Source organism: Sphingorhabdus sp., assembly GCF_044338195.1.
Classification (GTDB): domain Bacteria; phylum Pseudomonadota; class Alphaproteobacteria; order Sphingomonadales; family Sphingomonadaceae; genus Sphingorhabdus_B.
Genome location: NZ_JBIIMC010000024.1, coordinates 1 through 12,224, shown reverse-complemented (window position 1 = coordinate 12,224; position 12,224 = coordinate 1). Strand labels below are relative to the sequence as shown.

General features: G+C 56.3%; 16 protein-coding genes, 1 other RNA gene and 1 pseudogene. 12 read left to right on the top strand and 6 right to left on the bottom strand.

Going from position 1 to position 12,224, the window contains the following annotated elements; translation table 11 throughout:
* Positions 1-9 precede the first annotated feature (9 nt).
* The 4 genes from ACIQZK_RS07875 (at position 10) to ACIQZK_RS07860 (ending at position 3,820) form a co-directional block, all read left to right on the top strand.
* On the top strand, positions 10-1,218 hold the full coding sequence (locus ACIQZK_RS07875) for a hydrolase (protein WP_397575642.1): 1,209 nt from the start codon (positions 10-12) through the stop codon (positions 1,216-1,218).
* Positions 1,215-2,246, top strand: a complete 1,032-nt coding sequence (locus ACIQZK_RS07870; protein ID WP_397575641.1) for an arginine N-succinyltransferase — start codon at positions 1,215-1,217, stop codon at positions 2,244-2,246. The genes ACIQZK_RS07875 and ACIQZK_RS07870 overlap by 4 nt, the downstream gene beginning before the upstream one ends.
* A 2-nt stretch (positions 2,247-2,248) precedes the next feature.
* Positions 2,249-3,502 carry an N-succinylarginine dihydrolase gene (locus tag ACIQZK_RS07865; protein ID WP_397575640.1) on the top strand — a complete coding sequence of 418 codons (1,254 nt, stop codon included), beginning with the start codon at positions 2,249-2,251 and terminating at the stop codon, positions 3,500-3,502.
* 93 nt (positions 3,503-3,595) lie between these two features.
* Positions 3,596-3,820 carry a hypothetical protein gene (locus tag ACIQZK_RS07860; RefSeq protein WP_397575639.1) on the top strand — a complete coding sequence of 75 codons (225 nt, stop codon included), beginning with the start codon at positions 3,596-3,598 and terminating at the stop codon, positions 3,818-3,820.
* Between the two features lie 118 nt (positions 3,821-3,938).
* Here ACIQZK_RS07860 and ssrA read toward each other — a convergent pair.
* The 4 genes from ssrA to ACIQZK_RS07840 form a co-directional block, all read right to left on the bottom strand.
* Positions 3,939-4,318: a transfer-messenger RNA gene (ssrA, locus tag ACIQZK_RS07855) on the bottom strand.
* A gap of 6 nt (positions 4,319-4,324) precedes the next feature.
* The gene (locus ACIQZK_RS07850) at positions 4,325-4,657 is read right to left on the bottom strand and encodes a 2Fe-2S iron-sulfur cluster-binding protein (RefSeq protein ID WP_397575638.1); all 333 of its coding nucleotides are present in this window, start codon (positions 4,655-4,657) and stop codon (positions 4,325-4,327) included.
* Positions 4,654-5,718 carry a cysteine desulfurase family protein gene (locus ACIQZK_RS07845; RefSeq protein WP_397575637.1) on the bottom strand — a complete coding sequence of 355 codons (1,065 nt, stop codon included), beginning with the start codon at positions 5,716-5,718 and terminating at the stop codon, positions 4,654-4,656. The genes ACIQZK_RS07850 and ACIQZK_RS07845 overlap by 4 nt, the downstream gene beginning before the upstream one ends.
* Entirely contained in the window at positions 5,715-6,755 is a 1,041-nt protein-coding gene (locus ACIQZK_RS07840; protein WP_397575636.1) for a cysteine desulfurase family protein, read from the bottom strand. Before ACIQZK_RS07840 ends, ACIQZK_RS07845 begins: the two co-directional genes overlap by 4 nt.
* 113 nt (positions 6,756-6,868) lie before the next feature.
* On the opposite strand from ACIQZK_RS07840, the gene ACIQZK_RS07835 reads away from it, so the two are divergent.
* A complete protein-coding gene (locus ACIQZK_RS07835; protein ID WP_183941171.1) occupies positions 6,869-7,525 on the top strand; it encodes an alpha/beta hydrolase in 657 nt (218 codons plus the stop codon).
* Position 7,526: 1 nt separating this feature from the next.
* On the opposite strand, the gene ACIQZK_RS07830 is transcribed toward ACIQZK_RS07835, so the two are convergent.
* The gene (locus ACIQZK_RS07830; protein WP_333568822.1) at positions 7,527-7,724 is read right to left on the bottom strand and encodes a hypothetical protein; all 198 of its coding nucleotides are present in this window, start codon (positions 7,722-7,724) and stop codon (positions 7,527-7,529) included.
* A gap of 116 nt (positions 7,725-7,840) precedes the next feature.
* Between ACIQZK_RS07830 and rpiB the strand changes: the two genes are divergently transcribed.
* Genes rpiB through ACIQZK_RS07800 form a run of 6 tightly spaced genes read left to right on the top strand, consistent with a single transcriptional unit; the run spans position 7,841 to position 11,488 of the window.
* Positions 7,841-8,293: a ribose 5-phosphate isomerase B gene (rpiB, locus tag ACIQZK_RS07825; protein ID WP_397575635.1), complete on the top strand. Its 453-nt coding sequence runs from the start codon at positions 7,841-7,843 to the stop codon at positions 8,291-8,293.
* Positions 8,290-9,594: a serine hydroxymethyltransferase gene (gene glyA, locus ACIQZK_RS07820; RefSeq protein WP_397575634.1), complete on the top strand. Its 1,305-nt coding sequence runs from the start codon at positions 8,290-8,292 to the stop codon at positions 9,592-9,594. Before rpiB ends, glyA begins: the two co-directional genes overlap by 4 nt.
* 46 nt (positions 9,595-9,640) lie before the next feature.
* Positions 9,641-9,985 carry a zinc ribbon domain-containing protein gene (locus ACIQZK_RS07815; RefSeq protein WP_324482242.1) on the top strand — a complete coding sequence of 115 codons (345 nt, stop codon included), beginning with the start codon at positions 9,641-9,643 and terminating at the stop codon, positions 9,983-9,985.
* Positions 9,986-10,447, top strand: a complete 462-nt coding sequence (gene nrdR / locus ACIQZK_RS07810) for a transcriptional regulator NrdR (protein ID WP_183941182.1) — start codon at positions 9,986-9,988, stop codon at positions 10,445-10,447.
* Positions 10,444-11,166, top strand: a complete 723-nt coding sequence (locus ACIQZK_RS07805; protein ID WP_397575633.1) for an RNA methyltransferase — start codon at positions 10,444-10,446, stop codon at positions 11,164-11,166. Before nrdR ends, ACIQZK_RS07805 begins: the two co-directional genes overlap by 4 nt.
* Positions 11,167-11,221: 55 nt before the next feature.
* On the top strand, positions 11,222-11,488 hold the full coding sequence (locus tag ACIQZK_RS07800) for a hypothetical protein (protein WP_397575632.1): 267 nt from the start codon (positions 11,222-11,224) through the stop codon (positions 11,486-11,488).
* A 3-nt stretch (positions 11,489-11,491) separates the two neighbouring features.
* Here ACIQZK_RS07800 and ACIQZK_RS07795 read toward each other — a convergent pair whose 3' ends face one another.
* On the bottom strand, positions 11,492-11,809 hold the full coding sequence (locus tag ACIQZK_RS07795; protein ID WP_397575654.1) for a chorismate mutase: 318 nt from the start codon (positions 11,807-11,809) through the stop codon (positions 11,492-11,494).
* Between the two features lie 179 nt (positions 11,810-11,988).
* On the opposite strand from ACIQZK_RS07795, the pseudogene ACIQZK_RS07790 reads away from it, so the two are divergent.
* Positions 11,989-12,224: pseudogene (locus ACIQZK_RS07790) on the top strand (30S ribosomal protein S4); the annotation flags it as partial.

The window sequence follows — 12,224 nt, the reverse complement described above, 5'->3', positions numbered from 1 at the left end:
GAATGCGATATGCACACGCTATCTGCCAGCGAACGACAGGCGCTTGAAACCATAGAGCAACCACCTATGCTTGCCCAAGTCCAGAACTGGGCCGCGATCAACAGTGGCTCGGGCAATCTTGACGGGCTTGCCACCACCGCCAATTTGCTTGCGGACGCATTCTCCGCCCTGCCTGGCGAAGTAACACTCGTTGAGCCCGAACCTGTGGATCGCGTGCTATCCGACGGAACGGTGACCACGGTGGCGCATGGGCGGCATTTACTGATAACCGTTCGCCCGGAATTTCGGACACAATTGCTGTTTACCGGACATATGGACACCGTGTTTCCGGCAGACCATCATTTTCAGACATTGCGCTGGCTTGACGATGCCACGCTCAATGGCCCCGGTGTGGCCGATATGAAGGGCGGCATTGCTGTGATGCTCGCCGCTTTGAAGGCTGCGGAATCGTCCGGAAAACTCGCACAAACGGGATACCAGATACTCATCAACAGCGATGAAGAGGTTGGCTCGCCATCATCCGCAAAATTGATCGCACAGCTTGCGCAGAACAAGCTTGCTGCGCTCACCTATGAACCCGCGCTACCCGACGGTACGCTGGCGGGTGAACGTGGCGGGAGCGGCAATTTCTCGATCATCATTTCGGGCAAATCGGCGCATGCCGGCCGGAACCCCGACGATGGACGCAACGCGCTTTTGGCGGCGGCGGACCTTGCGCTGCGGCTCAAGCGACTTTCACGCGAAGGCCTGTCGGTAAATCCAGCCAAAATTGACGGCGGCGGTCCCAATAATGTTGTGCCCGATCATGCGATATTGCGGGTAAATTTTCGTCCGCGAACGCCGGAGATTGTGCAGCAAACGGACGTCGACCTGCGCAGGATCATTGCCGACATCGAACGTGAACATGATGTGCGGGCGCATCTGCACGGCAGTTTCGGTCGCCCACCAAAGCCCATTGATGACGAGGCAGCGAAGCTGTTTGGCTTGGTCAAGCAATGCGGAGCTGATCTGGGCATAGCAGTCGCATGGCGTTCTAGCGGCGGCGTATGCGATGGGAATAATATCGCCGCCTGCGGTGTCCCCGTTGTCGATACGATGGGCGTACGCGGGGGCAGCATTCACAGTTCGGATGAATTCCTCATCGTCGAAAGTTTGGTCGAACGCGCACAATTATCGGCGCTGACGATTATGCGTTTATCAGAAAAAGGGGCTTTATGACCTTCATCATCCGTCCGGCAAATATGGACGATCTTCAGCCGATTTATGAAATGGCCAAAAGGACAGGCGGCGGGTTCACCAACCTGCCACCCGACCGGAAGGCTTTGATGCAAAAGCTGGAGCGGTCAGCCGCTGGTTTTGATCGCGTGGGTGAGGAAGTCGCCGACGATTCATATGTTTTCGTTCTGCAAAATACCGCGACAGGCGAAGTACGCGGCACATGCCAGATATTTGGCAAAGTTGGCCAAAGATGGCCGTTCTACAGCTATCGCATCGGTGCGCTGACGCAGCATAGCGTTGAACTTGAGCGGACATTTCGTGCGGACATCCTTAATCTGTCAACGGACTTGGAAGGCGCGACTGAAGTTGGCGGATTGTTCCTGCACCCCGGCGAGCGGGCTGGCGGGCTTGGCATGCTGATTGCGCGCAGCCGCTATCTTTTCATTCGCAACCATCGCGCGAGATTTGCCGACCGCACAATCGCAGAATTGCGTGGCGTCATCGACGAAGCTGGCGGATCGCCGTTTTGGGACGGTGTCGCCGGCCGTTTTTTCGGCATGAGCTTTCAGGAAGCAGATGAATTCAACGCGAAATTCGGCAACCAGTTTATCGCCGATCTAATGCCGAAGCACCCAGTCTACATTGCCATGCTTCCCGACAGTGCAAAGACAGTCATCGGCGTACCGCATCCTTCAGGCCGCGCTGCAATGCGTATGCTTGAGAACGAAGGATTTGCTTGGGAAAATTACATCGATATCTTTGATGGTGGCCCGACGATGACCGCGCGTACAGATCACATCCGCAGCATCCGTGACGCGAAAGACGTCATAATAACTGCCGTCAGCGATGACGTTGGCGAACATAAATCAGGTGATAAAAAGCTGATAACGCTGGGCCGCCTGCATGCGTTCAAAGCCGCATATGGCTGGATTGATGATCAAGGCGACGATGTCATTATCGACAGCAATTGTGCACGCGCGTTGTGCATTTCAGCAGGTGATGCGGTAACCTATGTCGAGCGGGCCTGATCATGGCTTTGGTTGAAATAAACTTTGATGGAATTATTGGTCCAAGCCATAATTACGCAGGCTTAAGTGTCGGCAACCTGGCATCGTCAAACAATGCCGGCGCGCCGTCTTATCCCAAGGCGGCTGCGCTACAAGGCATCGAAAAGATGCGCACGAACCTGCGCCTTGGATTAGCGCAGGGCTTCTTCATGCCCCTCGACCGGCCGAACCAAAATTGGCTTTCCGGACTTTCCACCGACATGCCATCGGCGGAACCGCATATCCGCGCCGCAGCTTTTTCGGCGTCGGCCATGTGGGCCGCCAATGCAGCTACCGTCTCGCCCGCGCCCGATACAGCGGATGGCAAATGCCATTTGTCGGCCGCGAACCTGCTGACGATGGCGCACCGCAGCCATGAATGGACAGGCACGCTTGCGCAGTTAAAACTGGCATTTGCCGATGAAGCACATTTTGCAGTGCACGGCCCCGTGCCAGCGCCGTTTGGCGATGAAGGTGCGGCAAACTTCATGCGCCTGTGCCGGGCGCATGGGGACGCTGGCATTGAGATATTTGTATATGGCAAAACAGGCGGTCCGTTCCCTGCCCGTCAGCATATTGAGGCATCGAAAGCCATTGCGCGCGCGCACCGGCTAGACGCAGGCAAAACATTGTTCGTTCAACAATCCGAAATCGCGATTGCCGCTGGTGCGTTCCACAATGACGTCGTTGCCGTGGCCAACGAACATGTGCTTTTCACCCATGAGCAGGCGTTTGAACATCCCGAGCAGACCTACGCCGATATCAAGCGGCTGTTGCCCGAGGCAGAGATCATTATTGTGCCCGCCGACCGGGTCAGCCTTGCCGATGCGATCCAAAGCTATTTGTTCAACGCGCAATTGGTGTCGCTCCCCGACGGCGGCATGGCGCTTATCTTGCCAAGCGAAGCTCAGGATAATGCACGCGTTTGGGGCTGGCTGAGCGAGATGGTCGCGGGCAATGGCCCTATTCGCAAGCTCGTCCCCGTCGATGTGCGCCAATCGATGGCCAATGGCGGCGGCCCTGCCTGTTTGCGCCTGCGCGTGGTTGCGGATCCCTCCACCGTCGATCCGCGCTTCATCGCCAATGAGGCTAAGCTCGACCAGATTGCCAGCGTTGTTGATGCATATTGGCCGGAGTCGATTGTGCCGGACCAATTGGGTGATGCGTCACTGATTGATCAGGTACGCGCGGCGCGCATGGCATTGTTAACCATATGCGATTTAACCGCGCTCGTATAAGCTCGGTTTTTCTTACAATCGGCGCGTCCGTTAACTATCGTCACCGCTGCAAATACTGATTTGGCACGGGCATTGCTTTATTTTCAGTTAACTATGAAACGCATCCTACGCCTGTTCACAATCAAAACGAAACTAGAGGTCTTTATGATCACCTACGCGCTTGGCTTGGGTGCCGTGAAGCGTGGTCAGGAGTATATGATCCAATATCCCGGCAACATCGGGAAACTGTTCTTTCTGCTGTGCACAGGCGCCGTTTTTATCGCTGCTGCCAAAATGCTTCAGGCGGTCGAATTGGACGCGGCCTTCGGCGAGGATTAACGCTCAGCATCACGGTAAATGAGGAAAAGTCCCGCGATTCTGTTGCTCGGCGATTCAATAGCCCGCGCATTTTTTAACCGGAAAACCGGTTCCCACTTTTCCTGAAAATGCTGGATTAGGTGGGGGGTTTCTGTTGCTCGGCACCCCCCGGGCCGCCGTAACCTTTCTGTTGCCCGGCCGGTCCGGCCGCGTTCTTTTAGTATAAGTTCAGACCGTGAGGCCCAAAATTATGCTGCGAGAGCAAGTGCTTCGTTATCGTTTGCACCTATTGGTTATGAACCATTTCACGGCTTATTCATGCCGGGCAAAAACAATGCTTTTCAACGCACGTCGATCCTAGTTCAGCCCCTCCAATACCTCTGCAAAACAGAGATTTTGGTGGAGCTGCCGGGTACCGCCCCCGGGTCCGCTGCATCTATTGCACACCGCAATTTATCACCATAGCCGGGCGAACCCGGCACCGACCTATATAGGCGCTTTTTCGTGAATGGGAAGTGAAGGCGGTTAAAGACCCTGCATATTTCGGCTCTCCGCCGGAATATGAACCACCAGTCCGTCGAGATCCGGTGTCAGCACGATTTGGCATGACAAACGACTGGTGCGCCGCGCACCGGTAGCGAGGTCGAGCATGTCTTCCTCGTCCTCAACCGACCGGGGAAGTTTGTCGAACCAAAGCTTGTCAATGATCACATGGCAGGTTGAACAGGCCATTTGCCCCTCGCACGTGCCTTCCAACGGCTGCCCTGCGGCTTGGGCGATTTCCAGCAGCCTTTGGCCCTCGACCGCTTCCACGTCCTGGACAGTGCCATCGGCAGTGATGAACGTGACTTTGATCATAGCATCGCCTCTGCTGACCGGTTGATTGCAGCTGCGGCCATATCAATCTCTTCCTCCGTCGTATAGCGGCCAAAACCCAAACGTATCGATGATTTCGCCTGTGCATCAGTCAGGCCAAGCGCGCGCAACACATGGCTAGGGCGGCCAGAACCACTGGCACAGGCCGATCCAGCGGAAAAGGCGATGTTCCGGCACTCCGATATCAACCGCGCGGCATCTACACCGTCGCGGCGGATATTGAGATTGCCTTTATAGCGACGGGCCGTCGAACCGTTAATAGTCCAATCCGCAAATGCGCTGGCAGCGCGGTCCCATAAGGCAGACACATGCATGGCATCCGCGTCCATGCGCTCTGCCGCCAACTTGGCTGCTGCGCCAAATCCAGCGCATAACGCGGGCGACAATGTACCCGAGCGCATGCCTTGTTCCTGCCCACCGCCAAGCATTTGCGGCGTTAGCGTAACCCCGTCACGCACCCACAAGGCGCCAATGCCTTTTGGACCGTGGATTTTGTGCGCGGATATCGCGATCATGTCGGGACCATCGGGGATCGGCATGCGTCCAAATGCCTGAACTGCGTCGCATAGGAATAGATTGCCTTGGGCGTGTGCGCCTGCTGCAAGCTCCGCAATAGGCTGGATGGTCCCAATCTCGTTATTGACCAGCATGATCGCAGTTAACGCCTGCCCACCAACGGAACCAGACGCTGGCACTTCGGGACAAATTAAGCCCGAACCATCGACGGGGAAAGTCCGCCCACCTAGAAATTCAAAAATGTCCAAAACCGCAGCATGCTCGGTCGCGGCAGCGGCGACAGGCAGCCCGCATCCCATGATGGCCAGATTGATTGCCTCAGTCGCACCAGAGGTAAAGATCACGCGCCCACCCTTCGGCAGCAGCGCCGCGATTTGATCACGGGCAACCTCTACCGCAGCAGCGGCCGCCCTGCCCGCTGCATGTGCGCTATGCGGGTTGGCAAATCCATCCTTCAGCCAAGGCTCCATCGCTGCAAATGCCTCTGGGGCCAGCGGCGTTGTGGCTTGATAATCGAGGTAGATCATGCAGCTTTGGCGCGGATGACGATATTGCGCCAGACGTCTAAAAACCGTGCGACATCGCTTTCGCTGGTATCGGCGTTGAAACTGACGCGGACGACTTCAGAGGCGGATCGTTCGTCCCAACCCATTGCGCCAAGCACATGGCTGGTTTTCAGGGTGCCTGATGAGCACGCGCTTCCAGCAGAGACAGCAATGCCCGCCATATCAAAGTTGATCAGCTGACTTGAGGCCGCAACGCCGGGCATGCGGTAGCTGCCGATGGTCGCAAGGCGGCTGCTTGCTTCTGCAACCACGATGCCCCCGCTGGCCGTGATCGCGGCATCCAACATGTCGCGCAACCGAACAGCTTTTTCCATCCACGCAAAACCAGCATCGAGCGCAGTCGCAAATCCGATTGCTGCAGGCAAGTTCTCGGTGCCGCGCCGGTACCCTTGTTCCTGCCCACCTGTCGGCGACAGCTGCCCAAGGTTGCGGACGAGTAACGCGCCCATTCCCGGCGGCCCGCCCAATTTATGCGCGGATACGCACATCACATCAGCATCGGGCAATGGCAGTTTGCCCGCGCTTTGCGAACAATCGGCAAACAATATACCGCCATTGGCCCGCACAATATCGGCGATCTCCGCCATCGGTTGAATAACGCCGGTTTCGTTGTTCACGGACTGCACCGCATAGCGGGCAGCGCCTTTGATCGCGTTCCGGTCAACATAACCGTCTGGACCGACGGGCAAGCAGGTTGCGCCTGCCACAGCCAAGACCGCATCATGTTCAACCGCGCTGGCAATCGCATCATGGCCACGCAGCGCAATCGCAATTGCCTCACTTGCGCCGCTGGTGAAAATGACTTCACCGTCCCAATTCAGCGCAGCAGCGACGCGGGCGCGGGCGTTCTCCAACGCCGCGCGGGCTGCGCGCCCCTCGCTATGCGGAGAGGACGGATTGGCCCATCGCGCCATCGCGTCGGCCATCGCATCGCGCGCTGCCGGAATGATCGGCGTCGTCGCGGCATGATCCAAATATATGCGGGCTTGGTCGGGCATAATTTCCATGACAGTTGCGAAAATCGTCACTGCTTCTATATAGCTCTACAAAATCCTGCAAAGCCCGAACCGTCGGGCAAAGCTCGGCACCCATCTAAGAATCGAACAATAATATGCCTGCTATTGCTATTCCCGGTCCTGAAGGCCGCCTCGAAGCCCGCTTTTCTCCGCCACCGCGCCCACGTGCACCGATTGCAATGATTTTGCATCCGCACCCCCAAGCCGGCGGAACAATGAACGATCGGATTACCCAGCAGCTGTACAAAACATTTGTAGCGCGCGGATTTGGCGTACTGCGTTTCAACTTTCGCGGCGTTGGCCGAAGCGAAGGCGAATTTGACAATGGCATCGGCGAATTGTCTGACGCCGCATCGGCGCTCGATTGGGTACAAAGCTTCCACCCCGAAGCGTCCACGACTTGGATTGCAGGCTTCAGCTTTGGCGCATGGATTGGCATGCAGCTTTTGATGCGCCGTCCGGAAATCCGGGGTTTTATCTCGGTATCGCCGCCCGCAAACATGTATGATTTCAGCTTTCTGGCACCCTGCCCATCATCGGGTATCATCATTCAGGGTGTGAATGACGAAGTCGTCAATCCAAATGCGGTTCAAAAGCTGGTCGATAAACTGCGCACGCAGCGCCACATCACCATTCACCACGACGAAATCCCGCGCGCGAACCATTTCTTTGAAAATGAAATGGATATGTTGATGGCGTCCGTGAACAACTATCTCGATTTCCGGTTGGACCCGAACTCACCGATTAAGTGAGTTACTGCGCTTCGGTAACTAGGCTTTTGCCTTGTTGATCGGGCACAACCCAAATCGCGACATTGGCGAAAATAACGAGAGCGGCAGCAATCATCAGCCACATTTGCTGGCTTGCGCCATCACGACTCCAACGTTTCCATGCGCCATAGAGAAGCAGGAACGCAGACAGCATGGCGATGGATAAAACGGCGTTTAACATTTCGTCTCTCTAAAGCCGGTGGATAAGCCGCGCAATCGGGCAAATACGGCATAGCCTTTTGCTACGCGCTGCCATAGGGGGAGCGTATTCCGACTCATGCTGCTACAGGATGTGCCATGCGTATCGCTATCGCCTCAGACCACGCTGCCCTTGCGCTGAAATCAGCGCTCGTCGAATATCTGCTGTCGGCAGGGCATGATGTGAACGATCTCGGCCCGCATGATGAAAATTCGGTCGACTATCCCGATTATGGCTACAAGCTTGCCGCCGCTATTGCCGACGGCACCGCAGAACGCGGTGTTGCCTTATGCGGTTCCGGCATTGGCATTTCGATGGCGGTGAACCGCAATCCCGCCGCGCGCGCCGCTTTGGTGTCCGAACCATTGTCAGCGCGGCTTGCGCGCGAACATAATGACGCAAATGTTATTGCCATGGGCGCGCGCTTGATTGGCATTGAAATGGCCAAGGCCTGCCTTGATGCCTTTTTAACAACGGAATTTGGCGGCGATCGCCACCAACGCCGCGTAGACAAACTATCCAACCCGAACACGACCAAGGAACCATCATGAGCAGTGCAGCCGCCAATGACATCCAAAGCTCTGGATTTTTTACGCAAAGCCTGACCGAACGCGATCCCGAAATCGCGGGCTGGATAGCGAAGGAACTGGGCCGCCAGAAGGACAAGATCGAATTGATCGCGTCGGAAAATATAACGTCGCGCGCCGTGCTTGAAGCCACAGGTTCGATCCTCACCAACAAATATGCCGAAGGCTATCCGGGCAAGCGTTATTATGGCGGCTGCGAATATGTCGATGAAATCGAAACCATCGCCATTGAGCGCGCGAAGCAATTGTTCGGCTGTGAATTTGCAAATGTTCAGCCCAATAGCGGCAGTCAGATGAATCAGGCGGTGTTCCTCGCGCTTCTGCAGCCCGGCGACACTTTCATGGGCCTAGATCTCAACGCAGGCGGACACCTTACCCATGGATCGCCGGTAAACATGTCCGGCAAATGGTTCAATCCAATCGGATATGGCGTCCGTCGCGATGACCATCGGATCGACATGGACGAAGTCGCGCGCATAGCCAGAGAAAACAAACCAAAGCTCATCATCTGCGGCGGCACCGCTTATTCGCGGGGCTGGGACTGGGCGCGGTTCCGGGAAATTGCGGATGAAGTCGGCGCTTACCTTCTGGCCGATATGTCGCATATCTCTGGGCTGGTTGCAGGCGGCGCGCATAGCTCGCCTGTGCCGCACGCGCACGTCACGACGAGCACAACGCACAAGTCGTTACGCGGGCCGCGCTCGGGCATCATATTGACCAATGACGAGGTACTGGCCAAAAAATTCAACTCGGCAATTTTCCCTGGGCTGCAGGGTGGTCCGTTGGTGCATGTAATCGCAGCAAAGGCTGTGTGCTTTGCCGATGCGATGAAGCCAGAATTCAAAAGCTACGCCGCCAATGTCGTCGAAAATGCGAAGGCACTTGCATCTTCGTTGCAGGAACAAGGGCTTGATATCGTGTCAGGCGGCACCGACAACCACTCGATGCTGGTCGATCTGAGACCCAAAGAAGCCAAGGGCAAGCATGCCGAACATGCGCTCGATCGTGCTTCGATTACGTGTAACAAGAATTCGATACCGTTCGATCCAGAAAAGCCTTTTGTCACGTCGGGCCTGCGCTTGGGCACGCCAGCTGGCACCACCCGTGGTTTCGGCCCGGCGGAATTCCGTCAGATCGGCCGGATGATCGCCGATGTCGTCGAAGGCCTTCGTCACAATGGCGAGGCGGGCGACGGCCAGATCGAAGCACGGATCAAGGACGAAGCCGAGGCCCTTTGCGCACGCTTCCCAATCTACCCATCTTGAATTATATTGGTGACTTACCCATCTAATACACAGAAGGGAATTGACCATGGGATTTTGTAACGAGTGTAATGCCGAATATAGCGAAGGGATGAAGTTCTGTCCGCAATGTGGCGCCAAAACGCCCGAGCAGCTTGCGGCCGAAAGCTTCCCCAACCAAGCCAAGCATTATGTCGGTGAAGCAGCTGATGAATTGTGGGGCGCGACCAAGGACGCATTCCACACCGGCAAGCATTTGGCGGATCAAGATACCGTCAAGAAAGTTGCCGGCGGTGCCGCCATCGGTGCGGCAGCCGCTGTCATTGCTCCAATCGGACTGGCAACAGGCGCATTGATTGGCGCAGGTATTGTTGCCTACCGCCACGTGAACAAGAAAAAGAATCAGGAAAAATAATTGCGCTGCCCATTTTGCGGAAACGACGATAGCCAGGTTAAGGACAGCCGTCCCACCGAAGACAATAGCGCTATCCGCAGACGGCGGCAGTGCGAAGGTTGCGGCGGTCGGTTCACGACCTTTGAACGCATTCAGTTGCGTGAGCTATCGGTGGTCAAGACCGACGGCAAGCGTGAGCCATTTGAGCGCGAAAAGCTCGAACGCTCGCTTTCCGTCGCGTGCCGCAAGCGTCCGGTTGACCATGCCCAGATTGAAAAGCTGGCCTCTGCCATTCAGCGGCAGTTGGAAACCTTGGGTGAGAGCGAGATTGAGTCCAAGCGCATCGGCGAGTTCGTCATGGATGGACTAAAGGCGCTCGACAGCGTGGCCTATATTCGCTTTGCTTCGGTCTATAAAGACTTCAGCGAAGCGAAGGATTTTGAAGATTTCGCCGGGAGCGTGGTTGAAGCGGCGCAGAAATGAGTTCGCCGCCTATTATCATTCTTGTCCGCCCACAATTGGGCGAAAACATCGGTAAAGCCGCCCGCGCCATGTTGAATTTTGGCCTGACGGAAATGCGCCTTGTCGCGCCGCGTGATGGATGGCCCAACCCGAATGCCGGCCCTGCCGCCTCTGGCGCAGACATTGTTCTCGCCAATGCTCAAGTTTTCCCGACGCTTGCCGAAGCGACCGCGGACATCGCACATGTCTACGCAACGACTGTGCGCAAACGGGGCGTCACGAAGCCAGTCATCACGCCTGAGGCAGCAGCGAAAGAGGTTGTTGGCAATAACGGACGAAGCGCAATCTTGTTCGGTGCGGAACGCTCCGGCCTTGAAAGCGATGAAGTCAATGTGGCGCGCGCCATCATTACGGTCCCCATCAATCCAGAGTTTGGATCGCTAAATTTGGCGCAGGCGGTCATTTTGTGCGCCTATGAATGGTCAAAAACCCAATCGCTTGCCAGCCCACCCCAAACGGACCTGGAACCGCCAGCGTCACAGTTTGAGCTGGACGGCCTGATCGCGCAGCTCGATGCGATGCTGGAGCCGTTAAATTACTTCACACCGATCGACCGTGCGCCGGTTACTCGGCGCACCTTGCGCAACTTGCTCACAAAGCCAGCATGGAACGCATATGAAGTGAGGACCTTACGGGGGGTGCTGACGACATTGAACAGAAGGCGACCCGCCGAAGAATAGAGGCTTGGTAGCAGCGAACTGGCTGCTTACACCGATGCGTCACAAGGAGCATTTCATGATTATCACTGTAGTTTTTAGTCTTTTGTTGGCCGCATCGGGTACATCCGAAGCAGCGCCGCGCGCCGCAGATGCAGCCGCGCAGGAAGCGCCAAAATCAAAGCCAAAGAAGATCTGCAGAACGACGGGCCTCACCGGCAGTCGCATCGCAAAGAAGCTATGCAAGACGCAAGATCAATGGGATCAGGCAGAATCTGCGTCTGAGCTTACGGTCAAAGGCAAGGCGGGCACCACCATGCCGCCACAAATGGACACAGGCATTTAACGCTTAAGCGCGATTGGCATCCCATTTTTCGAGTTCGTAGGCGATGGAGGCTTCAACCAAGAGCTCCCATAAGTCGCCGACGACGTCTGTGGGAATGCCCGCGTTGCGTGCGGCGTCTTTGACATTCGCCAAAACCTGTTGCTTGCGCGCTTCATCCCGTACCGCATTGCGTTCGGTCTTGATGCGCGCCGCGGCATCCATATAGCCAAAACGTTGCGCCAGCAGATCGACCAGCTGCGCATCAACGGCGTCAACGCCTGCCCGCACGTCAACCATGTTGTCACAACTCTCGGGATTTTTGGGGCTAACAGTGCTGCTCATGGCAGCGCCTTTACGGTTGGGCGTGCCTAAAGTCGAGCCAGATGTTGACATATGGCCGATCTGCAGCCATAGGCGCCGCTTCGCAATCGACCCTGCATTCCGGTGAAGCAGGTGTCCGGCACATGCATAATGTGTCGCGCGGGACCGGAAACAACGTTGTTAGCAATTGGAGTCTTAAAATGACGAAGCGTACAAGCTCGAAGTATAAACTTGACCGCCGCATGGGTGAAAACATCTGGGGCCGTCCAAAATCACCTGTAAACAAGCGTGAATATGGCCCCGGCCAGCATGGTCAGCGCCGTAAAGGCAAGCTTTCCGATTATGGTATTCAGCTGCGCGCCAAGCAGAAGCTTAAGGGCTATTATGGCGACGTAACTGAAAAGCAGTTCAAGCGTGCCTATCAGGAAGCCAGCAA